The sequence below is a fragment of the Halorubellus litoreus genome (assembly GCF_037081675.1).
GTDB classification, from domain to species: Archaea; Halobacteriota; Halobacteria; order Halobacteriales; family Natrialbaceae; genus Halorubellus; species Halorubellus litoreus.
Genome location: NZ_JAZAQL010000001.1, coordinates 322,903 through 349,795, shown reverse-complemented (window position 1 = coordinate 349,795; position 26,893 = coordinate 322,903). Strand labels below are relative to the sequence as shown.

At 70.6% G+C, this 26,893-nt stretch carries 27 protein-coding genes; 12 read left to right on the top strand and 15 right to left on the bottom strand.

Annotation, left to right across the window (positions count from 1 at the left end; all coding sequences use genetic code 11):
* Positions 1-4: 4 nt before the first annotated feature.
* A complete protein-coding gene (locus VYJ16_RS01785) occupies positions 5-337 on the bottom strand; it encodes a DUF7344 domain-containing protein (protein ID WP_336348610.1) in 333 nt (110 codons plus the stop codon).
* A 235-nt stretch (positions 338-572) separates the two neighbouring features.
* Between VYJ16_RS01785 and VYJ16_RS01780 the strand changes: the two genes are divergently transcribed.
* Positions 573-2,966, top strand: coding sequence for a GAF domain-containing protein (locus VYJ16_RS01780; RefSeq protein WP_336348609.1), 2,394 nt, complete (start codon positions 573-575; stop codon positions 2,964-2,966).
* Positions 2,967-3,047: 81 nt separating this feature from the next.
* Positions 3,048-4,436: an APC family permease gene (locus VYJ16_RS01775; protein ID WP_336348608.1), complete on the top strand. Its 1,389-nt coding sequence runs from the start codon at positions 3,048-3,050 to the stop codon at positions 4,434-4,436.
* 49 nt (positions 4,437-4,485) lie between these two features.
* On the opposite strand, the gene VYJ16_RS01770 is transcribed toward VYJ16_RS01775, so the two are convergent.
* The 3 genes from VYJ16_RS01770 to VYJ16_RS01760 form a co-directional block, all read right to left on the bottom strand.
* Positions 4,486-5,118 carry a trimeric intracellular cation channel family protein gene (locus tag VYJ16_RS01770; RefSeq protein WP_336348607.1) on the bottom strand — a complete coding sequence of 211 codons (633 nt, stop codon included), beginning with the start codon at positions 5,116-5,118 and terminating at the stop codon, positions 4,486-4,488.
* Positions 5,115-5,882, bottom strand: a complete 768-nt coding sequence (locus VYJ16_RS01765) for an SAM hydrolase/SAM-dependent halogenase family protein (protein WP_336348606.1) — start codon at positions 5,880-5,882, stop codon at positions 5,115-5,117. Before VYJ16_RS01765 ends, VYJ16_RS01770 begins: the two co-directional genes overlap by 4 nt.
* Positions 5,883-5,991: 109 nt before the next feature.
* The gene (locus VYJ16_RS01760) at positions 5,992-6,534 is read right to left on the bottom strand and encodes a nicotinamide-nucleotide adenylyltransferase (RefSeq protein ID WP_336348605.1); all 543 of its coding nucleotides are present in this window, start codon (positions 6,532-6,534) and stop codon (positions 5,992-5,994) included.
* Positions 6,535-6,700: 166 nt separating this feature from the next.
* Between VYJ16_RS01760 and lonB the strand changes: the two genes are divergently transcribed.
* From lonB to VYJ16_RS01745, 3 genes are all read left to right on the top strand, one after another.
* A complete protein-coding gene (lonB, locus tag VYJ16_RS01755) occupies positions 6,701-8,839 on the top strand; it encodes an ATP-dependent protease LonB (RefSeq protein WP_336348604.1) in 2,139 nt (712 codons plus the stop codon).
* A 6-nt stretch (positions 8,840-8,845) separates the two neighbouring features.
* Positions 8,846-9,823 (top strand): CPBP family intramembrane glutamic endopeptidase, encoded by a 978-nt coding sequence (locus VYJ16_RS01750; RefSeq protein WP_336348603.1) that lies wholly within the window; start codon positions 8,846-8,848, stop codon positions 9,821-9,823.
* Between the two features lie 84 nt (positions 9,824-9,907).
* Positions 9,908-10,318 (top strand): hypothetical protein, encoded by a 411-nt coding sequence (locus tag VYJ16_RS01745; protein ID WP_336348602.1) that lies wholly within the window; start codon positions 9,908-9,910, stop codon positions 10,316-10,318.
* A 55-nt stretch (positions 10,319-10,373) separates the two neighbouring features.
* Here the strand turns inward: VYJ16_RS01745 and VYJ16_RS01740 are convergent, their stop codons facing one another.
* The 3 genes from VYJ16_RS01740 to VYJ16_RS01730 form a co-directional block, all read right to left on the bottom strand.
* Entirely contained in the window at positions 10,374-11,591 is a 1,218-nt protein-coding gene (locus VYJ16_RS01740; RefSeq protein ID WP_336348601.1) for an MFS transporter, read from the bottom strand.
* A 131-nt stretch (positions 11,592-11,722) separates the two neighbouring features.
* The gene (locus VYJ16_RS01735; protein WP_336348600.1) at positions 11,723-12,193 is read right to left on the bottom strand and encodes an MGMT family protein; all 471 of its coding nucleotides are present in this window, start codon (positions 12,191-12,193) and stop codon (positions 11,723-11,725) included.
* Positions 12,194-12,282: 89 nt separating this feature from the next.
* On the bottom strand, positions 12,283-12,744 hold the full coding sequence (locus tag VYJ16_RS01730; RefSeq protein WP_336348599.1) for a DUF7347 domain-containing protein: 462 nt from the start codon (positions 12,742-12,744) through the stop codon (positions 12,283-12,285).
* Positions 12,745-12,851: 107 nt separating this feature from the next.
* Here VYJ16_RS01730 and VYJ16_RS01725 point away from each other — a divergent pair, with 107 nt between their 5' ends.
* Entirely contained in the window at positions 12,852-14,150 is a 1,299-nt protein-coding gene (locus tag VYJ16_RS01725) for an MFS transporter (RefSeq protein WP_336348598.1), read from the top strand.
* A gap of 28 nt (positions 14,151-14,178) precedes the next feature.
* Here VYJ16_RS01725 and VYJ16_RS01720 read toward each other — a convergent pair whose 3' ends face one another.
* Positions 14,179-15,150, bottom strand: coding sequence for an alpha/beta fold hydrolase (locus VYJ16_RS01720; RefSeq protein WP_336348597.1), 972 nt, complete (start codon positions 15,148-15,150; stop codon positions 14,179-14,181).
* Between the two features lie 112 nt (positions 15,151-15,262).
* Positions 15,263-16,183, bottom strand: coding sequence for an esterase/lipase family protein (locus VYJ16_RS01715; RefSeq protein ID WP_336348596.1), 921 nt, complete (start codon positions 16,181-16,183; stop codon positions 15,263-15,265).
* A 123-nt stretch (positions 16,184-16,306) separates the two neighbouring features.
* Between VYJ16_RS01715 and trpC the strand changes: the two genes are divergently transcribed.
* The 6 genes from trpC to VYJ16_RS01685 all read left to right on the top strand — a co-directional run bounded on the left by trpC (position 16,307) and on the right by VYJ16_RS01685 (position 21,707).
* On the top strand, positions 16,307-17,167 hold the full coding sequence (gene trpC, locus VYJ16_RS01710; RefSeq protein WP_336348595.1) for an indole-3-glycerol phosphate synthase: 861 nt from the start codon (positions 16,307-16,309) through the stop codon (positions 17,165-17,167).
* Positions 17,164-18,417: a tryptophan synthase subunit beta gene (gene trpB / locus VYJ16_RS01705; RefSeq protein WP_336348594.1), complete on the top strand. Its 1,254-nt coding sequence runs from the start codon at positions 17,164-17,166 to the stop codon at positions 18,415-18,417. Before trpC ends, trpB begins: the two co-directional genes overlap by 4 nt.
* The gene (trpA, locus tag VYJ16_RS01700) at positions 18,417-19,316 is read left to right on the top strand and encodes a tryptophan synthase subunit alpha (protein ID WP_379761779.1); all 900 of its coding nucleotides are present in this window, start codon (positions 18,417-18,419) and stop codon (positions 19,314-19,316) included. The genes trpB and trpA overlap by 1 nt, the downstream gene beginning before the upstream one ends.
* A 47-nt stretch (positions 19,317-19,363) precedes the next feature.
* Positions 19,364-20,179 carry a 2-amino-3,7-dideoxy-D-threo-hept-6-ulosonate synthase gene (locus VYJ16_RS01695; RefSeq protein ID WP_336348593.1) on the top strand — a complete coding sequence of 272 codons (816 nt, stop codon included), beginning with the start codon at positions 19,364-19,366 and terminating at the stop codon, positions 20,177-20,179.
* A 195-nt stretch (positions 20,180-20,374) separates the two neighbouring features.
* Entirely contained in the window at positions 20,375-21,061 is a 687-nt protein-coding gene (locus VYJ16_RS01690) for a LiaF transmembrane domain-containing protein (RefSeq protein ID WP_336348592.1), read from the top strand.
* Between the two features lie 88 nt (positions 21,062-21,149).
* On the top strand, positions 21,150-21,707 hold the full coding sequence (locus VYJ16_RS01685) for a SprT-like domain-containing protein (RefSeq protein WP_336348591.1): 558 nt from the start codon (positions 21,150-21,152) through the stop codon (positions 21,705-21,707).
* 27 nt (positions 21,708-21,734) lie between these two features.
* Here the strand turns inward: VYJ16_RS01685 and VYJ16_RS01680 are convergent, their stop codons facing one another.
* The 6 genes from VYJ16_RS01680 to VYJ16_RS01655 form a co-directional block, all read right to left on the bottom strand.
* A complete protein-coding gene (locus VYJ16_RS01680; RefSeq protein WP_336348590.1) occupies positions 21,735-22,319 on the bottom strand; it encodes a hypothetical protein in 585 nt (194 codons plus the stop codon).
* A 41-nt stretch (positions 22,320-22,360) separates the two neighbouring features.
* Positions 22,361-23,050: an HAD family hydrolase gene (locus tag VYJ16_RS01675; RefSeq protein WP_336348589.1), complete on the bottom strand. Its 690-nt coding sequence runs from the start codon at positions 23,048-23,050 to the stop codon at positions 22,361-22,363.
* A 23-nt stretch (positions 23,051-23,073) separates the two neighbouring features.
* A complete protein-coding gene (locus VYJ16_RS01670; protein ID WP_336348588.1) occupies positions 23,074-24,030 on the bottom strand; it encodes an aminotransferase class IV in 957 nt (318 codons plus the stop codon).
* Positions 24,015-24,704, bottom strand: a complete 690-nt coding sequence (locus VYJ16_RS01665) for an anthranilate synthase component II (RefSeq protein WP_336348587.1) — start codon at positions 24,702-24,704, stop codon at positions 24,015-24,017. Before VYJ16_RS01665 ends, VYJ16_RS01670 begins: the two co-directional genes overlap by 16 nt.
* Positions 24,701-26,359: an aminodeoxychorismate synthase, component I gene (pabB, locus tag VYJ16_RS01660; protein WP_336348586.1), complete on the bottom strand. Its 1,659-nt coding sequence runs from the start codon at positions 26,357-26,359 to the stop codon at positions 24,701-24,703. The genes VYJ16_RS01665 and pabB overlap by 4 nt, the downstream gene beginning before the upstream one ends.
* A gap of 58 nt (positions 26,360-26,417) precedes the next feature.
* The coding region (locus VYJ16_RS01655; RefSeq protein WP_336348585.1) for a helix-hairpin-helix domain-containing protein at positions 26,418-26,893 on the bottom strand (476 nt) is incomplete at its 5' end.

Here is a 26,893-nt window from a genome sequence, read left to right as displayed (position 1 = left end):
CGTGTCAGTGGGCGAGTTCGTCGAGGGCCGCGTCGTTGGGCGTCACGCGGTGGGTGCTCGGTTCGTAGTCGACGGCGCCGACGTCGTCCAGGAGCGGCAGGTGGACGTGGTGGAGGGTCACGCCAACTCGTCCCGTGGACGCGGGTTCGCGGTCGGTCGCCTCGCTCCCGGCGACCGCGTGCGCCAGGTCGCTGAGCTGGACGTATTGCTCGCACTCGGCGAGAACGTTGCACGCCGTTCGCCGGCGCTCGTCGGCGAGCACGTGATGGCGGGTGTTCTCGTCGAACACCAGTCCCGACGACTGCTCGGTCGTCTGGTCCGTTTTCGTGTGGATCATGCGTTTGGGGTGACCGCGTGTGACCGCGGACACTGTAGTCGAACCCCTCGACAGAGGAAATCCCCGCCTAGAACTACTTCGGTCCGCGTGCACGGGAGTACCGACGAGATGAACACGAGTTGCGGTGGCGTGGTCGCACTCTCCCCCCCAGTTACCGATAGCTTCACTCACGTACTACCGAGGTGGTGACCTCCGTCGATGGAGTTAGACGGCTGTGGCGCGAGGACACCGTCGAATGACGAACGCGACACTGTCCGACGCGCTCTGCGAGACCGTGTCGGTCTTCGACCCCGGCGTGCCGCAGACGACAGCGGAGGTGACGGACGCCCTCGACGTCGGTCGACGGAGCACGTACACGCGATTGCAGCGACTCGTCGAGAGCGGTCATCTCGAGACGAAGAAGGTCGGCGCGAACGCTCGCGTCTGGTGGCAGCCGCCCGATACCGCGACTCCGTGCGACGCGAGCGCGCCAGCGACCGACGCGTCAGGCGAGACCGACGACCGCAACGGAACGGCTCCGACGGTCGGCGCGCCGGCGGACCGCGACCGCGCCGTCGACCGGTACGAGACCATCCTCGAGACCGTCGACGAGGGCATCTACGTCGTCGACGAGGCCGGGACGTTCACGCACGCGAACGAGGCGTACGCCGAGATGATAGGGGTCCCGCGCGAGGACATCATCGGTACGGACGTCGCCTCGGTCGTGAACGACCGCACGGCCGACCGCGCGAAGCGCCTGGAGGCCGAGCTCGTCGCCGCCGACCGGTCGACGGCCGTCCTCGAGACCGAACTCGAGTGCCCAGACGGCGAGACGTGGGTCGGGGAGGCGACGTTCGCGCTGATGGACGTGAACGGCGGGTACGAACGCATCGGTGCGGTTCGGGACGTCACCGAGCGCAGGGAACGCGAGCGCGAACTCGAGGTACGGATGCAGCAGCAGTCCATCGTCGCGGACCTCGGCCAGCGCGCGCTCGCGTCCGAGTCGCTCGACGACCTGCTCCGCGACGCGACGAAGGTGGTCGCGGAGACGCTCGGCACCGACTACTGCAAGGTGCTTGAACTCGACGACGCCGGGGACTCGCTCCGACTACGGGAGGGCGTCGGGTGGGACGACGGCGTCGTCGGAACGGCGACGGTCTCGGCGGTCGAGAACGCATCGCAGGCCGCGCACACGCTCTCGACGGAACGCCCCGTCGTCGTCGAGGACCTCGACGCGCACGAGGCGATATCGGGCCCGGAGCTCCTGACGAGCCACGACGTCGCGAGCGGCATCAGCACCGTCCTCGGGCCCTACGACGACCCGTGGGGCATCCTCGGGACGCACGCGACCGACCGGCGCGAGTTCACCGAGCACGACGTCACGTTCGTCCAGTCCATCGCGAACACGCTCGCCAGCGCCATCGAGCGCGCCGAGTACGAGACCGAACTCGTCAGGAACCGGAAGGACGTCGACGCGCTGAACGCACTGCACGAGGTCGTCGCCGAGGTCACCGACGCCGTCGTCGACCAGTCCACGCGCGACGCCATCGAGGCGGCGGTCTGCGAGCACCTCGCCGCCGCGGACTCGTACGCGTTCGCGTGGTTCGGCGACGCCGACGGCGCGTCCCAGACCGTGAACGTCCGCGCGTCGGCCGGCGTCGACGACTACCTGGACGCGGTGACGATAACCGTCGACCCGGACGACGAGCGCAGCGACGGCCCGACGGGGCGCGCGTTCCGCACCGAGACCGTCCACATCTCGCGGGACATCCGGTCGGACTCGCGGCACGAACCGTGGCGCGACGCGACCGACGAGGCCGGGTTCCGGTCGTCGGCCGCCATCCCGGTCGTTCACGAGGACGCCACGTACGGCGTGCTGAACGTGTACAGCGAGCGTCCGTATGCGTTCGGCGAACGGGAGCGCGAGGTCCTCGGGCGACTCGGCGAGATCGTCGGGCACGCCATCGCGGCGACCGAACGCAAGCGCGCGCTCATGAGCGACGACGTCGTCGAACTCGAGTTCCAGATACGCGACTTCGTGCCCGCCGACGAGTGGGCGGCGCCCGCGGACGCGTCGGTCGTCTTCGAGGGCGTCGTTCCGATGGACGACGACGAGTTCCTCCTCTACGGTCGCGGGATGCCGGGGACGCACGAGGCGATAGCGGCGCTCGCGGACGGGTACTCGAACGAGAGCTCGTTGACGGTGCGCGAGCGAACGGAGAGCGTGGTGTTCGAGTTGCGGGTCGCGAACCCGCCGGTGCTGTCGGCGGTCGCGGCGGTCGGGGGCGACGTCGCCGAGGCGGTCCTCGAGGACGGCGACCTCCGACTGACGCTGCATCTGTCGCCGTCGGTCGACGCGCGCCGCGTCATCGACGAGGTCGAGGCGGTGCACCCCGACGTGCAGATGCTCCGGCACGTCCAGGTGACGCGGTCGCGCGAGGACGTGACGGCGGTCAGCCGGGTGCTCGAGACCGAACTCACTGACCGCCAGCAGCACGCGCTCGAAGCGGCGTACTACGCGGGATACTTCGAGTGGCCGCGGGACGCGAACGCGGAGGCCGTCGCCGGGTCGCTCGGTATCGCACCGCCGACGTTCCACCAGCACCTCCGGAAGGCCGAGAAGGGCGTCTTCGACGTGCTGTTCTCCTGAGTCCGCCGAGGCCTGGACGTCGACGACCTAGGCGTTTTGAACGGACGCATACCTGGCCTGCGCCAGTAGCATCGACAACCGATGAGTTCCGAGAACCTCGGACTCGCGGGAGCCGTGTCGATGGCGCTCGGCGGGATGATCGGCGGCGGCATCTACGCGGTGCTCGGCGTCGTCGCGGGCATCTCCGGGACGGCGACGTGGGTCGCGTTCGTCCTCGCCGGCGTCGTCGCACTCGCGGCCGCATACTCGTACAACGCGCTCAACGCCGCGAGCGACCGCGCGGGCGGCAGCGTGACGTTCGTGCAGTCGTTCGCTGACGACGGCCCGCTCTCGAAGCGACTCGGGACGGGGACGCTCGCGGGCATGGTCGGATGGACGCTCCTCGTCGGGTACGTCGGGTCGATGGCGATGTACGCGTTCGCGTTCGCCGAGTTCACGCTCTGGTTCGACGCCGTCCCCGAGGCGGCGATGGGCGTCCCGCTCCGCCCCGTCGTCTCCGTGCTCGCGGTCGCGGGCTTCGTCGCGCTGAACCTCCTCGGCGCGCGAACGACCGGCGTCGCGGAGGCGGTCCTCGTCGCGGCGAAGGTCGGCATCCTCGTCGCGTTCGGCGTCGTCGGCGTCGCGTTCGCGTGGTCGTACTCGCCGGACGTCTCCCTCTCGTACGGCACGACGAGTCTCGGTACCGTGACGCCGCTCATGGCGGCCGCCATCTCGTTCGTCGCGTTCCAGGGCTGGCAACTCCTCTTCTACGACCAGGACAGCATCACGGACCCCGTCGACACCATCCGGCGCGCCGTCTACGCGTCCATCCCGGTCGCGGTCGGCATCTACGTCCTCGTCGCGGTCGTGACGACGAACCTCGTCCCGCGAGCGCTCGAACGGCACCCGCACACGGCGCTCGTCGACGCCGCGGAGATGATGGTGTCGCCGTGGGCGCTCGGCGGCGTCGCCGCGCTCGTCGTCTCCGCGTCCGCGCTGTTCTCCACGGGGAGCGCGATCAACGCGACGCTGTTCTCGAGCGCGCACTTCGCAAAGGGCCTCCTCTCGGCGGACCTCCTCCCGGACCGGGTTGGTGACGGCGACGCGGACGGCATCCCGACCCGGACCGTCCTCGTCCTCGGTGCGGTCACGGCGACGCTCGCGGCCTGGGGGTCGCTCGACGCCATCACGTCGTTCGCGTCGCTCGCGTTCATCCTCGTGTTCGGCGGGACGAGCGCGCTCGCGTTCTCCCGGCGCGACCACGACGACGTCCACCCGGTGCCGCCCGCGGTCGGCGCCGTCGGCGCGCTCGCGTTCTTCCCGCTGATGTTCGCGCACCTCTACGTCGCCGAACGCGAGACGTTCTGGCTCGTGCTCGTCATCGCCGCCGTCGTCGTCGGCGCGGAACTCCTGTACTTCGAGCGCGACGCGCTCGAGTCGGAGGCCGAGGACGTCGTCGAGCGCGTCGAGGACGGCGTCACCGGCGACTGACGGCGGTCCTTCCGCCATCCGTTCCCGCCGCCGGACGTGCTCGCCCGTCTCACCCGACGGTCGGGAGGTGCCAGTCGTAGCGGATGGCGAGCGCGCGCAGGACGAACGCGATACCGACGCACGCGGCGACGCCCGTCGGTCGCGGCGCACCCGCGGAGCGCAGCAGCCAGAACGCGGTGGCGCCGGCGAGCGCGCACGTCGCGTAGAAGTCCTCGACGAGGATTCCGGGAGTGCGGCCGACGAGGAGGTCCCGTATCGCGCCGCCGCCGGTCCCGGTGAGCATCGCGCACACGAGCACGCCGAACGCAGACAGTCCGCTATCCCACGCGACGATGGCGCCCGTCGCGGCGAACGCCGACAGCCCGACGGCGTCCGGAATCTGGACGGCGAGCGAGTCCGTCGAGATGCGGCGGCCGTTCCGGACGAGGAAGACCGCGACGAGGACGCCCGCGAGGACGACGAGGACGTCCGCGGTCGCGGTGAGCGCGACCGGCGTCCGGTCGACGAGGAGGTCGCGCGTGATGCCGCCGCCGAGCGCGGTGACGACACCGAGGACGGCGACGCCGAGCACGTCCAGGTCGTTGTCCGCGCCGTCGAGCGCCCCGGCGAGCGCGAACGCGAGCAACCCCAGCCAGTTCAGGGCGTCGAACGCGCTGACCGGCATCCACGGAACGCCGGTCATTCGACGCGGTCCACGCGCACGTCGTCTCCGGGTTCGAGGTCGAACGCGCGGTCGCCTCGCCCCTGGTTGACGTCGCATTCGACGTAGCCGTGACTCCCGACGGTCGCGAGCCACTGGCCCGTCGGAACTCCCGCGAACGTCTCCACCGCGGGCACCTCGCGGTCGTTCACGCGCACCGTCTCCACGCCGTCGAGCACGCGTCCGGGGACGTTCGTGATGACGTTCCCGAAGTCGTCCACCGTCAGCACCTCGCCGACCGCGCCCGACTCCGTCGCCGACGCCTCGGGGAGTCTGAGGTCCTCGAACTCCTCGACGCGTTCCGCGCCCACGCGGTCCGTGAACTCGCCGAACCCGAGCCGATGCAGTTCCCCGGCCGCCGGCGCGAACACGTCCCGGCCGTGGAACGTCGACGACGCCGCGTCCGCGTCGTCGAGACGCCACGCGCGCAGCGACTCGCCGTCGTCGAGCAGTTCCCGTGCCGCCGGCACCACCACGCCGTTGTCGGGCGCGACGAACGCGTGCTCGCCCGCCTTCACCGCCAGCGCCGCACGGTCCGTTCCCACACCCGGGTCGACCACCACGAGATGCACGGCCGGCGGGAAGTACGGGAGGAGCTCGCGCAGCCAGAACGCCGCCGCGCGCACGTCCTGCCGCGGGAACTCGTGACTCACGTCCACCAGTCGCGCGTCCGGGTCCCGCCGCAGCAGGACCCCCCGCATCGCCGCCGGATACGGCGACCCGAAGTCAGAAGAGAGCGTTATCATACACGAGCGTTCACGCACCGGTCGCTTATCGATTGCTCATCGACCACGGCACCCTACGCTCGCCGAACGCCCGACACCGCTCCCGCCGGCGGTCGACGAACGCCGCCGGTCAGTCCCGGTCGCCCTTCCCGCCGCTCGACCCGTTCGAGTCCGTCTCCGCGACCTGCTGGATGCGGTCCACGCCCTCGATCTCGTCGATGACGTCCGCGGCCGCGTCCGGGACGAGCGACCGCCAGTCCTCGCCCGCTATCATGCGGTCGCGGACCTCCGTGCCCTCGAGGACGTCGCGGTTGAACATCGGCGACTGCCGGACCTCGATACCCGCCTCCGAGAACAACCGGATGACGAGCGGGTTGTTCGAGTACGCGACGTCGAACGCCGGGGACATCGACTGGACGTGACTCACCCACACCGAGTTCCGGTCGAGGTCCTCGATGGGGACCGCGTACGTCGTCATGTCGAACTCGCGCAGGGACTTCGTGAGCATCATGATGCGCTCCCCGGCGGTGAACGGGTCGTGGGTCGTGTGGGAATCACCGGCGCTCCCGATGCCGAGAACGAGCTCGTCGACGTCCTCCGCGATCTCGGCGACCATGCTATGGTGCCCGTTGTGGTAGGGCTGGAAGCGACCGATGTAGAAACCCCGCGTCATGTCTCACCCTGCACGACGCTGATTTATAACGGTGCTGGAAGACGCTCGACGCGTGAACCGGACGTAGGAGGCGTCTCGACGGCGAAAAGTCCATGCGGGTGGCGCGATGGGTAGGAGGAAAGTATATCAGTCCGAATCCCTTCCGTTCGATTAGCGAATCACTTCTATGAGCAAAGACAGCGACACCACCGACGGACGCCCCGAATCGACCGACGAGGTCGAGGAGGGGAGCGGTCAGCCGGACACGGACGTCCCCCGGGACGAGCACCCGGACCTGGGCGTCCCCGGCGGCCCCGAAACCGGAGTCGACGACTCCGGCGAGTCCGACGCTGGCTCCGACGAACCGACCGGCCCGGACATCGACCGGCTCGGGAGCGACGTCGAAGTCGACGCAGAGATAGACGAGGAGGTCGCCGACGACGACCTCCTCGGTGGCCTCCAGATCGAGAGCACCGACGAGATCGAGGTCCCCGAACGACTCGTGGATCAGGTCATCGGCCAGGACGAGGCGCGCGACATCGTCAAGAAGGCCGCGAAGCAGCGCCGCCACGTGATGATGATCGGCTCCCCGGGGACGGGGAAGTCGATGCTCGCGAAGGCGATGAGTCAACTCCTCCCGAAGGAGGACCTCCAGGACATCCTCGTCTACCACAACCCCGACGACGGGAACGCGCCGAAGGTCCGAACGGTTCCCGCGGGGAAGGGCGACCAGATCATCGAGGCGCACAAGGAGGACGCCCGCAAGCGCAACCAGATGCGGCAGTTCCTCATGTACATCATCGTCGCGGTCGTGCTGGGGTACGCGCTCATCCAGGGCAGCCTCCTGCTGGGTATCCTCGCGGCTGGGGTCGTGTTCCTCGCATTCCGGTACTCGAGCCGGTCGACGGACTCGATGATCCCGAACCTCGTGGTGAACAACTCCGACCAGCAGACGGCGCCGTTCGAGGACGCGACCGGTGCGCACGCCGGTGCGCTCCTCGGTGACGTCCGCCACGACCCGTTCCAGAGCGGTGGGATGGAGACGCCGAGTCACGACCGCGTCGAACCCGGCGCCATCCACAAGGCGAACAAGGGCGTGCTGTTCGTCGACGAGATCAACACGCTCGACATCCGCAGCCAGCAGAAGCTCATGACGGCCATCCAGGAGGGGAAGTTCTCCATCACGGGCCAGTCTGAGCGGTCGTCTGGTGCGATGGTGCAGACCGAACCCGTTCCCTGCGACTTCATCATGGTCGCGGCGGGGAACCTCGACGCGATGGAGAACATGCACCCGGCGCTCCGCTCCCGCATCAAGGGGTACGGGTACGAGGTGTACATGGACGACACCATCGAGGACACCCCGGAGACGCGCCGGAAGTACGCGCGCTTCATTGCGCAGGAGGTCGAGAAGGACGGGCGGCTCCCGCACTTCACGCGTTCGGCGGTCGAGGAGATCATCCTCGAAGCCCGGCGTCGCGCGGGCCGCAAGGAGCACCTCACCCTCAAACTGCGCGACCTCGGCGGACTCGTTCGCGTGAGCGGTGACATCGCTCGCGCGGAGGACCGCGAGCACACGACGCGGGAGGACGTCCTGCGTGCGAAGCGCCGGAGTCGCTCCATCGAGCAGCAGCTCGCGGACGACTACATCGAGCGCCGCAAGGACTACGAGCTCACCGTTTCGGAGGGCGACGTGGTCGGTCGCGTGAACGGTCTCGCGGTCATGGGCGAGGACTCCGGTATCGTCCTCCCCGTGATGGCCGAGGTCGCGCCCTCGCAGGGCCCCGGGCAGGTCATCGCCACCGGGAAACTGCAGGAGATGGCGGAGGAGGCAGTGCAGAACGTCTCCGCGATCATCAAGAAGTTCAGCGACGAGGACATCAGCGAGAAGGACATCCACATCCAGTTCGTGCAGGCGGGCCAGCAGGGTGTGGACGGCGACTCCGCGTCCATCACGGTCGCGACCGCCGTCATCTCCGCACTCGAGGAGGTCCCCGTGGACCAGAGTCTCGCGATGACGGGGTCGCTCTCGGTGCGCGGTGACGTCCTCCCCGTCGGTGGCGTCACGCACAAGATCGAGGCTGCGGCGAAGGCGGGCCTCGACACGGTCATCATCCCGGCTGCGAACCTGCAGGACGTGATGATCGAGGACGAGTACGAGGAGATGATCGAGGTCATCCCCGTGAACCACATCAGCGAGGTCCTCGAGATCGCGCTGACGGGTGAGACGGAGAAGGACTCGCTCGTCGACCGCCTGAAGAACATCACCGGGAAGGCCCTCGAACAGAAGGTCGGCCGGACCGGGAGCGGGTCGCCGAGCCCGCAGTAACGCGCCGTGACGGCGTGGACGGCGTTCGCGTCGGTCGCGGGCGTCGTCACCGTTCTCTTGTTGCTTGCGTCGCATACGACCAGCCAGCGCTTCGGTGACTCGGACGACGTCGAGGCGGGAACCGGCTACGAGCGGGTCGGCGTCGAGGCGGGAACCGGCGAGGAACCGGTCGATAGCGAGACGGTGGAGACAACTGGGGTCGACGCGGTCGATAGCGAGACGGTGGAGACGACTGGGGTCGACGCGGTCGATAGCGAGACGGTGGAGACGACCGAGGTCGATCCGGATGCGGTCGCGGCGGTCGCGCCCCGCGAGTTCGGGGCGGACGTCGAGGTCGAGGACGCGGTCGCGGTACCGGGCGTCCGCGAGCGAGTGCTAGCGCGGTCCGGGGAGCCGGCGCTCTCGCAACCGATGTTGTTGTTGAACGTGGCGTTCTCGCAGGGCGTGTTCGCGGTCGTTCTCGTCGCTGCGGCGGTGCTCGCGGAGGTTCCGCGTGGCGCGCTCGGAGTCGGGGACGCCGACCTCTCCGGCGGGTTGCTGGTGGTCGGTGTCGCGCTCGGCGTGGCGTTGTACGCGGTGAACGAGGCGGGAAGTTCGCTCGCGGACGCGGCGGGCTTCGGGCGGAGCGAGGAGTTGCGGGAGTTGCTCGCGCCGACGTCGCGAGCCGGCTGGGTCGTCCTCCTCGGTGGCGTCCTCCCGATCGTCGCCGCGTTCGAGGAACTCCTGTTCCGCGGGGTGCTCGTCGGCGCGCTCTCGACCGGGTTCGGCGTGTCGCCGTGGCTGCTCGCGGTCGCGTCCTCGGTCCTGTTCGGACTCGGGCACGGCGCGCAGGGGCGACTGGGCGTCCTCGTCACGGGCGCTCTCGGCGTCGTCCTCGCGGCAGCGTTCGTGCTCTCGGGCAGCCTCCTCGTGGTCGTGGTCGCGCACTACCTCGTGAACGCGCTCGAGTTCGTCGTCCACGAGGGCGTCCTCGCCGGGGAGTGACGTCGGTCTCCGAGCCGTGACGTCGGTCGGCGCCGCGCCGGCAGAATCGACGCTTTCAGGCGTCTACCGGGTGGAGTGAGTGGCATGAGTGACGGAGACGACGGGCGGGACGACGACGCGAGCGTCGACGAGTCGAGCGTCGCCGAGGCGTCGAGTGCCGAGGAGCCGACCGGCGGGTGGCTGTTGCTCGCGGTACTCGTCACGGGCGTGCTCACGATGCTGCTCGTGGGCGCGCTCCTGGAGGCGCCGGTGGCGACGGAGACGACGGACCTCGGTATCGGGTTCGCGTGGTTGCTCGCCGCGGCGTACGTCGGCTTCCGGATGGAGGGCCGGCCGACGGTGCGTCTCGTCGGGTCGGTGGCGTTCGTCGGTGCGGCGATCTCGCGGTTCGTCGCGCTCCTGTTCCCGAGCACGCTCCTCGAGGCCGTGAGTCTCCTCGGGCTCGTCGTCGGCGCGAGCGCGATGCTCGTCGTCGCCCGCGACCGACGAGAGTAGCGGAAGGACCGACGAGAGGAGCGGCGGGACCGACGGGCGTCGCGTCGCTGCGCGGTCAGTCGGAGGTCGCGGTCGCGTCGACGGCGTCGCCGCTTGCCTCGGGCGTCGAGCTGGAGCGGACCGGGTCGACGGCGAGCCAGATGCCGGCGCCGAGCGCGGCGAGCGCCACGCCGAAGCTGGCGACGCCGTCGACGGCGCCCGCGACGTCGGTGACGCGACCGGCGACTATCTTCCCGGTGCCGGAGACGAGCGAGAGCGCCATCGACGCGCCCGAGAGGACGGTCGCGCGGCCGACGTCGTCGAGGCGGTCGTTCAGGTACTGGTTCTGTATCGGGCGCGTCAGCGTCCTGATCGCGCGGTTCAGGAAGACGACTGGGACGGCGGCGAGCGGGACGACCGCGATGGCCGCGAACGCCACGCCGTAGATGGCGGGGAGGGCGGCGAACGCACCGCCGACGCCGAGTCGGTCCTCGACGGTCCCCGAGAGCGACGCGGCGCCGGCGGACACGAGCTTGAAGCCGGCGTAGAGGACGCCGAGGCCGGCGACTGGGACGCCGACGGCGCGCAGCATCGGTTGCTCGAAGGGACGGGTGGCGGCGAACGCGGTCGCGAACACGGCGGCGTACGCGACGAACCAGCGGACCTCCGGGCGGTGCGCCTGGGCGCGCAGGAGTGCGACGGCGTCGCGGACGCCGAAGCGCTCGTCGTCGCCGGCGGTCTCGACGGCGGGGAACGAGTACAGGATGGGGAGTCCTGCGAGCGCGAGGGCGGCGTTCGCGAGGAACGGCGCCGCGGGTTCGACGGTGTAGAGGACGCCGCCGAGGACGGCGGCGACGGCGCTCGTCCCGAGGACGATGGCGTTCGCGCGACCGTCGACGCGAGCGTACTCGTCCTCGTCGCACGTCGACTGGAGGACCTCGTACAGCCACGCGTCCTGGGTGCCCGAGCGGAACGCCCACCCGGTCGCCCAGACGCCGAACAGGACGAGGTAGCCGGCCTTCGAGGGAACGAACGGGAACGCGACCATGATGGCGGCGCGGACGGCGGCGCCGATGGCGAGGCTCCCGCGTCGGCCGACGAGGTCGCCGAGGTACCCGGTGGGTATCTCGACGGCGACGAGCGAGAACGAGAACGTCGCCGACAGCAGTCCGAGGAACGCCAGGTCGAATCCCTTGTCCTGGAGGAACGCGAAGTAGATGGGGAGGTAGAACCCGGACGCGTTCGTGAGCTTGAACGCGTAGAACCGCGCCACGAGCGAGTTCGGTCGGCTCATACCTAGCTATCGAACCGACAGCAACGTGAACGTTCCCGGAAATTGACTTTTGTAAGCGAGCTTCCGTGATTGCGTTATTGTAGAAGGACTGTCATCCTCTGGCTTCCCGCCTCGACGTCCCCGTCGCCGCGTCAGAGATCCTCGAGCGACCGGAGCTTCTGCTCGACCTGCGGCGGGAGCGCGCTCGGACCGTCCCGTACGCGATGGTCGGGGAAGATGACCGGGAGCGGGTTCTCCGCGAGCGCCTCGCGGACCACGATGACGTCCTCGTCGTCGTCCGCCGACAGCGTCGGCGTCATCTTCGCGAGCTGCTCGACGCTCACCTGTTCACCGTACCCCACCTGTCGGAGCGCCTCCAGGACCTTCCGTTCGCCCGTCGGCACCGTCAGGCCGACCTCGACGTCAGCGAAGTCGTCCTCGCTGATACCCTCGCAGTACCGCTCGAACCGGTCGAGGAGTTCGTAGTCGTCGCTCGCGTGGTCGTCCGGGAACTCCGGGAACGACACCGAGATGACCCGTCCGCTCGCGACACCGAACTGGACGTACCGCTCCAGGTACTCGATCTCTCGCGCGTAGATGCCGGCTGTGTCGGCCGCGTCCATGCCCGAACCGTCGCCCACCACACCCTTGAAGGTTCCTCGTCGCCCGACCGGGACGACCCCCGGATGCGTGGACGCGTCCGCCGGCCCGGTCAGCGCCCGGTCGGCCCGAGGTGGACGTGGTAGAGGCGGTCGCAGTCGTCGTCGCCACAGACCGGACAGGCGTCGTCCCCGGCGCCGACGTCGACGGCGGCGGGCGTCTCGACGTCGACGCGTGCGGCGTTCGCGAGGTCGACCACCCGGGCGCCCTCGGGGGCGAGCGCGTAGCCGTCGTCGGTCCGCTCGACGAAGTAGTCGGTGAGCCGGTCGAGGTGGTAATTGAACCGTCCGGTGTCGCGGACGTCGCTCCGCCGCCGTAACTCGGAGAACGCGAGCGGGCGGTCGGCGTCCGCGAGCGCACGGAGCGCGCGCACGCGGACCTCGTTCCCGAGCACTGCGAGCGGGTCGACCGGGTCGTCGTCGTTCCGCGCGGGCGCCTCGGCGCTTGCCGTACTCGCGTCGTCCGCGGCGTCGTCGACCGACGAGCCGACGTCGCAGTCGTCGTTGCGGGACACGAGCGACGTGTTGTGGCCGCTCGCACTTCGACCTTTTTCCAGTCAACGAACGCACAGAAACGCGTTTCGCGGAACGCCCAAGGGGCCTCCGGGTGTCGATTCCGTCGATGGTCGCACGCGCGCTCCGGTCGCATCTCTCGGTCCTCCGCGTTCCCGCGTTCCGCCGGCTGCTCGGCGGGACCGCGGTCAGCCAGTTCGGCGACGGCCTCTACGCCGTCGCCGCGATGTGGCTCGCGTACAGCCTCACCGACTCCTCCGCCGTCGCCGGCGTCGCCGGGTTCCTCGTCGGCATCCCCGGCGTCTGTCGCGTCCTCGTCGGGCCCGTCGTGGACGACCGACCGCTCGGGCGCGTCCTCGTCGCCTCGGAACTCGCACAGGCCGCGTTCGTGCTCGTCGTCCCGCTCTGGTTCTGGCTGATGGGCGAGTCCGTCGCCGTCGTCCTCGCGACGATGTTCCTCGCCGCGCTCGCGGGCCAGTTCGCCGGCCCCGCACAGAGCGCGACGGTCCCCCGCGTCGTCCACGACGACGACAATCTGGTTCGCGCGAACTCGCTGGCGACCGTCGTCCATCAGGCGACCGACGCCGCCTCCCGTCTCGTCGCCGGCGCGCTCGTCGCCGCGACCAGCGCCGTCGCGCTCTACGTCGCGGACGTCGCGACGTTCCTCGTCGCCGCGCTCGCGTTCCTCGGTCTCGCCGTCCCGGACGACGACGCGAACGCCGACGCGGGCGCGGACGCCGACGACACGGACGCGCCCGAGGTCGGGAGCCGGCTCCGCGAGTACGCCGCGGACGTCCGCGCCGGCGTCGACGTGGTCGCCGGGTCGGCGCTCGCGCCACTGCTCGCCGCGAGCCTGTTCGCGAACCTCCTGTTCGGCGCGGCCTCGGCCGTGCTCCCGGCGTACGCGGACGGCCTCTCGGACGCGGCGGCGTACGGGACGCTGCTGGCGGCGATGTCGGCGGGGCGCGTCCTCGGGTCGATCGCAGCGCCCGCGTTCGAGGACCGCGCGTTCGCGGCGACGAGCGTCCTCGGGTTCGCGGCCGCGGCCGTCGCGTGGGTTGCCGGCGTCTTCGCTGCCGGAGTGGCTGCGACTGGCGCGCTGTTCGGCGCGTCGCGCGTCCCCGTCGGCGTCTACAACGTGAACGTGAAGGCCGTCCTCCAGACGGGCGTCCCGAACGACCACCTCGGTCGGGCGACGGCGACCATCGGCACCGCGAGCGCCGTCGTCGCGCCGCTCGGGATGCTCGCCGGCGGTGCGGTCGGCGAAGCGGTCTCGCCGACGTTCGTCCTGTACGCGAGCGGCGCCGGGTTCGCGCTCACGGCCGCGTACTGGCTCGCATCGCCGACGCTCCGCCGGTTCGGCGCGCCGACGAGCGTCGAGAGCGGCGCGTTCGCGGTCGCCGAGTGACCGCTACCGTCGGCGGAACAGGTCGCGTTCACTCGCCGTCGTCGAGGCGCGCGAGGAACGCGCGGACCTCGGCGAGCGCGGCGTCCTCGGCGGTGAGGACGACGTGATGGCCGGCGCCGGGGACGTGCACGAGTCGACCGTCGGGGAGCGAGTCGGCGAGGTCGAGGTCGCGGACGCGCTCGTCGGTCGGCGAGCCGTCCCGTATCGGGTCGGGGACCGTCGCGTGGTCGCGCCGGAGGACGAGCGCCGGAACCGCCACCTCGGGGAAGACCTCCGCGAGCGCGGGGTAGCCCTGGCGCGGAATCTCGGCGACGTGCTCGCTCTGGCGCTGGTCCGAGCGCGCGAACGTCGCGTACAGCTCCGGCGGGATCTCGTCGACCGCGGACGCGGCGTCCTCGTCGTCGGGGTCCTCGTACGTGGCGAGCAGTTCGTCGAAGGACATCGCGAGCTCCTCGCGGACGTCCTCGACGATGCCGTCGGCGATCTCGTCGACGTCGAGGTCCGCCATCGAGCGCGTGCCAGCGGGATCTTCCATGACGACGCCGGCGACGCGGTCGGGGTGGTCGGCGGCGGTCTTCGCGACGGTCGACCCGCCCATCGAGTGCCCGTAGAGCACGGGGTCGTCGAGGTCGAGCGCGTCGAGGACGCCGACGAGGTCGGCGACGCGGTCGGCCGGTGCGTACCCCGTCTCTGTGGCGTCGGTGTGGCCGTGCCCGCGAGCGTCGTACGCGACGACGTCGTACTCGTCGGCGAGCGCGTTCACGAGCCGGCGCTTGCAGCGCGCGTCCTCGAAGAACCCGTGCGCGACGACGACCGTCGCACTGGCGTCCTCGGGCGCGGGGCCGACGCGGTAGTACGAGACCGTGATGCCGTTCGCGTCGACGACGCCGTGCGTCCAGCCGTCGGGAACGACGGGAGCGCCGTCCTCGCCGCGGAACGGGTCCGGGGTCGGGTCCGCGTCGACGGCGTCGCGCGTCTGGTCCGCGTCTGGCGGTGTCATAGTCGACCTTTTTCGAGTCGGTCGAATGAAAACTGCGGTTCGGGCGGACGCTCGGGAGAGGCCCGGGCGGTGCCCGATCGTTACCGGGAAGGTCGACGACGCCGTCTGGCGGTCAGTCGAGTCGGTCGATCCAGGCGTCGAAGACGTCGTCGTCCCACACCAGCTGTGCGTGGAACTTGTTGTTCACGAAGACGTTCTTCGCGTTCGGGACGCTCGCGCGTTCCTCGGTGGGGAGTTTCGCGTACTCGTCGTGGTTGATGAGTTCGTCCCAGTCGCTCCAGACGGCGGTGTACTCGACGCTCGCTGCGAGCTGGCCGTCGTTCAGGTCTTGGAGGAAGTCGCTGCCGGGGACCATGTCGCGGCCGCCGGGCGTGATGTACGCGAGGTACGCGACGTACGTCCCCTGGTGGGGGGTGCCGAGGGTGACGAGGTCGTCCACGTCGCTCGCGCCGTCGAGTTTCTCGATGCAGTAGCGGGCGTCGAGGCCGCCCATGCTGTGCGCGACGACGTCGACCTCGTCGCTGTCGGTTCGCTCGTGGACGGTCTGGATGGCGTCGCAGACGTGGGCGGCGTAGTCCTCGGGCGAGTCGACGGTGGAGCCGGGGACGGCGCCGAGGTTCAGGACGAACACCTCGCCGTGCTCGTAGCCGGCGTCGGCGAGGTTGTCGGTCATCTCCTCCCACCACGGCGTGTAGCCGGTGTCGGCGAACCCGTGCACGAGGAGGACGGGTTCGTCGCCCGGTGGCTCGGCGTCCGCCGCGTCGCTGTCGGTCTGGTCGACGTTGCGCTGGTCGACGTTGCGGTGGACCGTGCCGCGCTGTCCGAGGTGGCGCTGGTCGGCGTCAGTGGGGTGGACGCTGGTGGGTTCGGGGTCGATTGGTGCGACGTCGAGTGCGGGCGAGTCGAGGGTCGTCGCTGGTGTCGACCCGGGCGCGTTGGCCGTGCTGGCGGCAGCGAGGGTGGCTGCGCCCGTGGGGGCGAGAACGAGCAGTGCGGCGACGATGGCGACGGTGGCTGTGTGAGTACGTGCCATGTGCACACGGGCCGCACTCGCGGGTTGAACGTAAATTTTTAAACGGACTGTGGTGGTACAAACGGTTTCTCGATGGGCGCGGACGCAAGTCTTATGTACGAATCAGTCGGACAATGTACAAGGATGAACACTAGCTCTGGGCAGGGGCTCGCGCCGGCCGTCGAGCGCATCCTCGACGCCGCACGCACCCGCGACTCGCCGGCCGGCGACCGCGTCGCCGTCGACGCGCGCGACCTCCCCGCCGCGTTCGAGACAGCAACCGCCGCCGGGCGAACACCGCTCATCGCGGAGGTCAAACCGACCAGTCCCACCACCGACGGCACGCGCGACGACGACCCCGTCGAGTTGGCGACCGAGATGGTCGACGGCGGCGCCGCCGCGCTCAGCGTCCTCACCGAACCCGAGCACTTCGGCGGCAGCACCGACTCGCTCGAACGCGTCCGCGACGCCGTCGACGTCCCCGTCCTCCGGAAGGACTTCCTCCTGCGCGAACGCCAACTGGACGCCGTCGAGAGCGACGTCGTCCTCCTCATCGCGCGATTCCTCGGCAGCGAGGACGACCCCGACGCGGGCGTCGAGGGCGCCGACACGCTCGAATCGATGCTCGCAGCGGCCCGCGACCGCGGGTTCCAGGCGCTCGTCGAGGTGCACACCGAAGCGGAACTCGAACGCGCACTCGCCGCCGGCGCTCGCATCGTCGGCGTGAACAACCGCGACCTCGCGAAGCTCGAGGTCGACCTCGGGACGTTCGAGCGCGTCGCCGACGCGGTTCCGGCGGACGCTCGGGGGGACGTCACCCTCATTGCGGAGAGCGGCGTAGCGACGACCGACGACGTCGCGCGGATGCGAGCCGCGGGCGCCGACGCGCTCCTCGTCGGGAGCGCCATCATGGACGGCGACGTCCGCGAGAACACGCGACGGCTCGCGGAAGAGAGTGCGGCGGACGCAGTCGATTCGAGCGATACCACGGAGACAACACAATGACAGCGACGGACGTCAAGTTCGGCGAGTACGGTGGACAGTACGTGCCGGAGGCGCTCATGCCGGCGATCGAGGAGCTCACGGACGCCTACGAGCGGTACGTGCTCGAGAACGAGGACGGCTTCATGGACGAGTTCCGCGAGCGACTGCGGGACTTCGGTGGGCGCCCGACGCCCCTCCAGTACGCCGAGCACCTGAGCGAGCGCTACGACAGCGAGGTCTACCTGAAGCGCGAGGACCTCCTGCACGGTGGGGCGCACAAGCTCAACAACGCGCTCGGGCAGGTCCTGCTCGCGAAGTACATGGGGAAGGAGCGCATCGTCGCGGAGACGGGCGCGGGCCAGCACGGCACCGCGACCGCGATGGCGGCCGCGCACCTCGGGCTCCCCTGCGAGATCTACATGGGGAAGCGCGACATCAACCGCCAGCGCCCGAACGTCTTCCGGATGAAGCTCAACGGGAGCGAGGTCAACCCCGTCACGACCGGTCGCGGGACGCTGAAGGAGGCGATCTCGGAGACGATGCGGGACTGGGCGACGAACGTCGAGGACACGCACTACGTCATCGGGAGCGTCGTCGGCCCGGCGCCGTTCCCGGCGATGGTGCGGGACTTCCAGGCGGTCATCAGCGAGGAGGCCCGCGAGCAGGCCATCGAGCAGACCGGCGGGGTGCCCGATACGGTCGTGGCGTGCGCCGGCGGTGGGTCGAACACGATGGGAACGTTCGCGAACTTCGTCGACGACGACGGGAGCGACGGCGGGACGCGAACGGACCTCGTCGCGGTCGAGGCGGGCGGATCGTCGCTCTCGGTCGACGAGGAGGCGGGCGTGGCGCCGAACTCCGCGTCGCTGTCGACGGGCGACGAGGGCGTGCTGCACGGCGCGCGGACGAAGCTCCTTCAGGACCGCGACGGCCAGATCCTGGAGTCCCACAGCGTCTCCTCGGGACTGGACTACGCGGGCGTCGGCCCGGAGCTCGCGTACCTCGTCGACGAGGGGCGCGTGCGGGCGGCGAACGTCGACGACGACGCCGCGCTGGCCGCGTTCCACCGGCTCTCCCGGTTGGAGGGCGTCATCCCGGCGCTGGAGACGGCGCACGCGTTCGCGTGGGCGGACGAGAACCGCGACGAACTCGGTGAGATAACTGTGATCAACGTCTCCGGGCGCGGCGACAAGGACCTGGAGTCGGTCGTGCAGGAGACCGAGGAGCGCGACGTCGAGGGCGCGGTCGACATGGGGGAGGTGTTCCACTGATGGGTGAGAATGCAGCACTGAAAGATGCCTTCGCGGACGAGCCGGCGTTCGTCCCGTACCTCGCGGCGGGCGACCCGAGCTACGAGGCGAGCCTGGAGTACGTGGAGGCGCTCGAACGCGGCGGCGCGGACGTCATCGAACTCGGCCTGCCGTTCTCGGAGCCGATCGCGGAGGGGCCGACCATCCAGGAGGCCGTGGTGCGGTCGCTCCAGGGCGGGATGACGCCAGAGCGGTTCTTCGAGTTCGTCGAGGACCTCGACGTCGACGTGCCGCTCGTCTGTATGACGTACTACAACCTCATCTATCAGTACGGCGACGAGGAAGGACCACGGCCGTTCGTCGAGAAGGCGGCGTCACTGGGCCTCTCCGGGTTCGTCGTCCCGGACCTGCCCGCGGAGGAGGCCGGGCCGCTCCGGGCGGCGTGCGACGAGTTCGGACTGGACCTCGTGTTCATCGTCGCGCCGACGACCGCGGGCGACCGGCTTGAACGCATCATGAATCAGGTCTCCGGGTACGTCTACGTGCAGGCGAGACTGGGCGTGACGGGCGCGAAGGACGACGTGAGCGACCAGACGGGCGCGAGCCTCTCGCGGCTACGCGAGTGGGACGTCCCGAAGGCGGTCGGGTTCGGTATCAAGTCCGGCGAGCACGCGCGGGAGGTCGTGGCCGCCGGTGCGGACGGCGTCATCGTCGGGAGTGCACTCGTCGACATCGTCGCCGAGGGCCACGAGGATGACACGCCGGTCGCGGAGACCGCGGGACGTCTGGAGTCGAAGGCGCGAGAACTCAAGGAGGGCGCGCTCGCGGGTGCGTCGGACGGGGACGCAGCGGCCGCGGACGCCGAGGAAGCGGGCGGCGACCCCGACGACGAAAGTTTGGCGGAATCGGAACCGACATAACCCGACGTGGCACACGATGACACACTAACGCAGTTCGATTCACGCACATGACACGCGACACACCACACGTAAGCCCGGGGAAACACGCACGACTGGACCGCATCTCGACCGACGGGAACTACCTCGTCGTCCCGATGGACCACGGCATCACCATGGGCGCCGTCAAGGGCCTGAAGGACATCGAGGCGACCATCGACGGGGTCACGCGCGGCGGCGCGGACGCCGTCCTCACGCAGAAGGGCATCGCGCCGCGCGTCCACGACAACAAGAACGGCGCGGGCTTCGTCGTCCACCTGAACGGCTCGACGACCATCGGCCCGGACGAGGCCGACAAGCGCGTCACCGGCACCGTCGAGGAAGCCGTTCGCGCCGGCGCCGACGCCGTGTCCTTCCACATCAACGTCGGCGGCGAGCACGAACCGAACCAGATAGAGGACCTCGCCGAACTCACGCGCGACGCCGACCGCCTCGGGATGCCCGTGCTCGCGATGGCGTACGCTCGCGGCGAGGGCGTCGACTCCACGGACCCGGAAGCGCTCGGGCACGCCGTCCGCCTCGCGGAGGAACTCGGCGCGGACGTCGTCAAGACCGGGTACTCCGGTGACGCCGAGAGCTTCCAGCACGTCGTCGAATCCACGCGCCTCCCCGTCGTCATCGCCGGCGGCGCGAAGGGTACGGACCGCGAGACCGTCGAAGCGGTCCGCGGCGTGATGGACGCCGGCGGCGCCGGCGTCTCCATGGGCCGCAGCATCTTCCAGCACGACGACCCCGAAGCCATCGCCACCGCCATCAGCGCCGTCATCCACGACGACGCCGCCGTCGACGACGCACTCGAACGCGCCGGCCTCCTCGTCGAAGCGTAACGGTAACGCGCTCTTCGCTCGATTCGCTGCGAGGAGATAGCACCCGTCAGCGTAGCTTTATATTCGTTCTCGACGTATCTACAATTGGATATTGCGCCTCGGTCCAGCACCGACGACTCGCGCCGCATCGAACTTCCGTCGCTCGATTCGACGACCAGTCCCGCCATCACCGACGCGCGGTCCGGAGCCCCCATCATGTCCAATTCAGATTCCGTCGTCGTCAGTACCGGCACCCGAAGCAACGGCCGCTGGCTCATCGGTGGGTTCGTCGTCCTCTTCGGCGTCCTCCTCCTGCTCGACACCACCGACACCGTCCCCTTCGACGGGTTCGACGTCCTGCTCGCGAGCGCGTTCGTCGTCTACGGCGCGTACCGCCTCGTCACCACGCGGTTCACGCACCTGTTCTGGCCGATCACGTTCGTGCTCGTCGGCTCGGGCTGGCTGCTCGTCGAGTTCAGCGTCCTCACGGGCGCGGAAGCCGGCCAGTTCTGGCCGCTCCTCGTCGTCCTCTACGGTGCGACGCTCGTCCTCGGCCGCAACCGCAAGAACCGCCTCGTCCGCATGGGCGGTAGTCACGTCGTCGTCGGGAACGTCGACGACGTCGACCGCGACGGCGCGCGGAGCGTGACCGCGGTGTTCGAGGACGCCGACGTCGACCTCCGCGCGGTCGAGCGCGACCCCGACGACCCGCCGCTGGCCGTCGACGTCACCGCCATCTTCGGTGACGCGACCGTTCGCGTCCCCGAGAATTGGGTCGTCGGTATCGACACGACCGCGGTCTTCGGCGAGGTCCGCGACCGCCGCCGCAGCAACCCCAGCGGGTCGCCCGACCTCGTCGTCGACGGCGCCGCCATCTTCGGCGACGTCACCGTCATGGACTGACGGTCGACCCCGTGGACGGCGGGCCACGACCAGCGGTCGCGTCTCCGGAACCAGTTCGTTTTTTGCGACCGATTCCCTCCGTCGTCGCGTGCAGAGTGGGACGCCCGACCCGGACACGCCGCGCGACCTCCTGTCGTACGCTCGCCTCTACGCCGAGAGCGTCGACGTCGACGTCGACCACGACGCCATCGAGTGGGAGGTGTCGAAGCGAGCGCGTCGCCGAGCGGGTGCGTGCTCGTACGACGCGGACTCGGGGACGGTCACGATCCGGTTGACGTGGGACGCCTACGAGCAGTACGGCTGGCGGCAGTTCACGGCCACCATCCGCCACGAGCTCGTGCACGCCTGGGAGTTCCAGCGGTTCGGCGAGGCGGGGCACGGCGAGCGGTTCCGCGAGAAGGCGGCGGCGGTCGACGCGCCACGACACTGCGAGTCCTTCACCGACCCGCGACTGGCGCTCGCGTGCACCGCGAGCTGCGAGTGGCGCGCGGGTCGACATCGCGCCTCGAAACCCGTCAAGCAGCCCGGCGGCTACCGGTGCCCGGACTGCGGCGCGGACGTCAGGGTCGAGCACCTCGCGTCGGGCGTGACGTGGACGGACGCCGCGGGCTACGAGCGAGCGCGCGCCGTCGTCGACGACTGGTGACCGCCCGACTCGACCGGTGACCCCGCACTACCAGGTGCCCCTGGCGAGGCGGACGAGGCCGTCGCCGACGACGAACGCGACCATGCCCGCGAACCCGGCGAGGAGGAGGAACGCGGAGACGAGCGCCGCCGGGTCGAACTCGGCGTTCGCCGGTGCCGTGTCCTGGAACAGGACCGTCACGCCGACGGCGAACGTCGCGGCGCTCGCGGACTGGAGGACGCGGACGACGGCGCGCCCGACGGAGGTGACGTCGCCGTCGGCGAGCGCGACGCGGTAGGCGTCCACGACGGCGTGCACGAGCAGCGACGCGGCCAGCAGCGGGATGGCGACGAGCCCGGTCGTCCAGAAGACGGTGCGGACGACCTCGGGTGCCGACTCCCCGTTCGCCATCGCGAGTCCGGGGAGGCCGAACGCGAGCGCGAGCCCGACGACGCCGACGGCGAGCCAGCAGACGAGCAGGAACTCGACGCGATGGAAGGAGAGCCACGAGCGCACGCCGTCGACCGCGCCGCCGTCGCGGGCGCGCCCCCGGCCACCGTCACCGCCGCTGCCGGGACCGTCGTCGCGCTCGTCGTCGTGGCGCGTGTCGAACTGGCCGCGGGAGCGCGTCATACGTGCACGCTCTGTCGGTCGAAGTAAATGCTTTCTCCTGGCTAGAGGATGTCACGGAGGTCCTCCGGGGCGTCGAGCGTGTGGTGGGGGTCGTGGTCGCCGTCGTTGCTCGCGTCGTCGTAGGGAACCCACGCCGACCGCGCGCCGGCGGCGTGCGCGCCGGCGACGTCCGACGCCTTCGAGTCGCCGACGAGGACGGCTTCGTCGGGCGTGACGCCGAGTTCGTCGACCGCGGCGCGGACGGGTTTCGGGTCGGGCTTCGGTGGCATCCCAGCGGTCGGGTCGCAGAAGACGGTCGCGCCGAACGCGTCCGCGATACCGAGCGCGTCGAGCTTCGTCGACTGGGTGTCGCGGCCGCCGTTCGTGACGAGACCGACGGGGCCGTGCGCGAGCGCCGCGTCGAGCGCGTCGCGAGCACCGTCGCGGAACCGGACCGCCGAGTGGTCGACGAGCGCGTCGTGCGCGTCCGCGAGGTCCCACGACGGCACGGTCGCGGGGTCGACGCCGTCGACGCGCTCGGCGGCGAGGTCGAACAGCGCCGCGAAGAACTCGCGGTCGCTCTCGCACTCGGGCGTCTCCGAGGCGACCGCGGCGAGGTCCACGACCTCGCAGAACGGCTGGACGCCAGCGCGCTCGAACGTCGCCGAGAGCAGATCCTCGGGCGCCTGCGTGGAGACGCACAGCGTCAGGTCGAGGTCGAACAGCACCGCCGCCGGCGAATCCCCGCGCATGCCTGCTCGCAGGGCACCACGCGTCAAGTGTCTTCGGCGTCGCTCGACTCGACGGCGTCGCGTCCCGCCTCGCCGACATCGGCGGGCGGGTCGCCGCCACTGGCGTCGGCGTCGATTCCGCCGTAGTGCCGCGTCTCGACGAGGCGGTCGAACAGGCGCGAGAGGAGGTCGGTGACGGGGCCGCCGCCGACGTCGATGCCGTCGACGGTCGCGACCGGCCGGAGCTCCCACGTCGAGTTCGTGAGGAAGCACTCGTCCGCGCTCCGAACCGCTTCCGGCGCGTACTCGCCGGTGTGAACGGGGACGCCAGCCTGTTCGCGGGCGAGGTCGAGGACGTACGCTCGCGTGATGCCGGGGAGGAGGTCGAGGTCCGCGGCGGGCGTGTGGAGGCCGTCGTCGTCCACCCAGAAGACGTTCGACGCGGCACCTTCGGCGACGTTCCCCGCCTGGTCGCGCAGGAGCGCCTCGTCGGCGCCCGCGACGAGTTCCTCGCGGGCGAGGATGGAGTTCAGGTAGTTGTGCGTCTTCGCCCCCGGCGGGAGCGCGCTCCGCGGCGGCTTGCGCGTCGGGACCGTCTGGAGCGTGGCGGGTTCGTCCCAGACGTCGTCACCCTCTAGGCCGCCGCGCGGGAGCGGTTTGACGTACACGACGACCGTCGGGTCCACGTCCGGGTGCGGGGTGACCGTTCCCGGCTGGCTGCCGCGCGTGATGGAGAGCTTCGCGTACGCGTCCCGCAGGTCGTTCGCGGCGAGCGTCTCGTGGACGCGCGTCGCGAGGTCCCGACGGTCGAGACCGTGGTCCAGGCCGAGCGCGTCGCACGAGCGCTCCAGGCGATCCAAGTGCGCGTCGAGCGCGAACAGCGTCCCCCCGTAGGCTCGCATCGTCTCGAAGACGCCGTCGCCGTACTGGAACCCGCGGTCGTCGACGCTCACCGACGCCTCGCTCCGGTCGACCAGCTCGCCGTCTACGTGGTACTGCACAGGAAGTTCCTCACGAGTTGCTTGCCGACGCGCAGGCTCGGGCGCGCGCCGGCTGGAGTGTTCTCGGCGCTCGATTCGGTCGCGTCGTCCGCGTCCCCGGTCAGGATGCTCTCCGGGTGGAACTGCACGCCGACGTGGGGTTTCTCGCGATGCCGCACCGCCATCAGGGTCGCGCGGTCGTCGCTCGTCGAAGCCGTCTCCACGAGCGTCCCGGGGAGGTCCTCGCGCCTGACCGCGAGCGAGTGATACCGCCCGACGCGCAGGCGCTCCGGGAGGCCCTCGAAGACGCCGCGACCGTCGTGGGAGACGACCGACGGCTTCCCGTGAACGACCTCGGGTGCGTGCCCGACCGGCGCACCGTTGGCCGCGCAGAGCGCCTGATGCCCGAGGCACACGCCGAGCGTCGGAATCGACAGCTCCGAGAATATCGGCGTCGACACGCCCGCGTCCTCGGGCGTGCCCGGCCCCGGCGACACGACGATGCCGTCCGGGTCGAGCGCGCGGACGCCAGCGACGTCGACCGCGTCGTTCCGGCGGACGACGACGTCGCCCGCGAACTCGCCGACGTACTGCACGAGGTTGTACGCGAACGAGTCGTAGTTGTCGACGACGAGGACGCGTGGTTCGCCCGGAACCGGCGGGAGCGACCCCGCGGCCGAGTCCCTCGCCGTCATGGCTCGCCCTCCGTCGTCGTGGGGCGCTCCGAGACGGTGAGGTCGGCGTCCGCGGCGACCGCGTCGTCGACCGCGTGCAGGAGCGCTCGCGCCTTCGCGAGCGTCTCGTCGTACTCGCGCTCGGGGTCGGAGTCGTGGACGACGCCCGCGCCGACGCGGAGGTGGTACTCGTCGCTCCAGCGGACGAGCGTCCGGATGACGATGTTCAGCGTCGCGCGGTCGTCGAACCCGAACGCCGCCATCGCGCCCGTGTACGGCCCACGACGGGTCGACTCCAGTTCCTCGATTATCTCCATCGTCCGCGGCTTCGGCGCGCCCGTGATGGTGCCGCCCGGGAACATCGCTCCGACTGCGTCCGCGAGCCCGACGCCGTCGCGAAGCCGCCCCGTCACGTCCGAGACGAGGTGCATCACCTCGCTGTAGCGGTCGACGCGCCGGTACTCGGCGACGTCGACCGACCCGTACTCGGAGACCTTCCCGAGGTCGTTGCGCTCCAGGTCGACGAGCATCGCGTGCTCCGCGCGCTCCTTCTCGTCGCTCGACAGCTCCGCTTCGAGCGCGTCGTCCTCGGCCGTGTCGCTCCCGCGAGGTCGCGTCCCCGCGATGGGCTCGGTGCGCACGAAGTCGCCGTCGCGCTCCAGGAGGAGCTCGGGGCTCGCTGACACGAGGTCGACGCCGGGGAACTCGACGAGCCCCGAGTACGGCGCCGGGTTGACGCGCCGGAGCGCGTCGTACGCCGCCACCGGATGCACCGCCGCCGGCGCTCGCAGGCGATGCGAGACGTTCGCCTGGAACGTGTCGCCCTCGCGGACGTAGTCCTTCACGGCGCGAACGCGGTCGGCGTACGCCTCGCGGCCCGCGTCGCTCTCGAACGCCGCCGCCTCGGTATCGGCGGCCGGCGCTGGCCCGTGCCCGGGGTCGCCGGTCGTCGCTCGCTCCACGAGCGCCGCGGCGCGCTCGACCGCTGCCGCGTGCACGTCGTCGAGCGCTCGGTCACGATCGGCTCCCGAAGCAGGAACCTCGGGACAGACGGTCACGCGGAGCGTCGTCTCACCGTCGCTCGCGGCGTCGGCGGCACGCCACGCGACGACGGCATCGTACACCCCGACCTGGACGTGCGGCAGGTCGCGGTCGTCGGCCGCGTCGCTCGGCAGCGACTCCAGTTCCCGCGCCAGGTCGTACGACACCCACCCGAACGCGCCACAGGGATACGGTACCTCGCAGTCGCCGCGCGCGAGCGTCTCCCCGTCGAGCACGCCCTCGAGCGCCCGCAGCGACGGCGACCCCGACCCGGGATGCGCGTCCGCGGGCGGGTCCTCGCGCAGTACCGCACCCGGTCGCGCCGAGAAGCGCTCCACGGGGTCGACCGCGAAGTACCCCCAGCCGCCGTCCGCGTCGTCCTCCCCGCCAGTCGCGTTCGCGTCCGCTCCGGTCCCGTCGACGCTCGTCGCACTCGCATCCGCGCCAGTCGCGTCGACGCCGGTCGTCTCGAAGAAGACGCCCCACCGGCCGTCACCGCGGCGCGCGCACCGATACGCGGTCCAGGGGTCCGCGACCGACGCACGCACCTCCACGGGGACGCGAGCGCCCGGCGGCGCGCCCCGAGCGGTCTCGCGGAACGCGGCCGCGTCGGTCGCGACCCGATACGAATCCATACCTGGACCGACGGCACCGCCGCTAAACGGTGTTACGGTGTCGGGGAAGCGAACCGCCTTACTGGCGGGCGTTCGCGCGGTCCACCCACTGCTCGACCCGGCCGGGAGCCAGGTCCGCCGCCTCCGCGACCGCCTCGTGGTCCGCGTCCGCCAGTTCGGCGATCGACGTGACACCGACGTCGACCAGGCGCTCCGCGTACGCCGGCCCGATACCCTTGATGTCCTGGAGTTCCTCGACCGCCGCCTCGTCGTCAGCGGCGTCTTCAGCGTCCTCTTCAGCGGCGTCTTCAGCGCCTTCGCCGTCGTCGCTCTCGCTGTCGGCGTCGTCCTCGTCTTCAGCATCGACGGCGTCGTCCTCGTCGACGTCATCCGCTACCTCCTCGTCGGTGTCCTCGTCTTCGTCCTCGACGTCGTCCGCTTCTTCGACGTCGTCCTCATCGTGTTCCTCCGCTTCCTCGTCTTCGACTGCTTCTTCGTCGGGTTCATCGTCGACGTCGTCTTCGTCGGCTTCCTCGACGTCGTCTTCGACTGCTT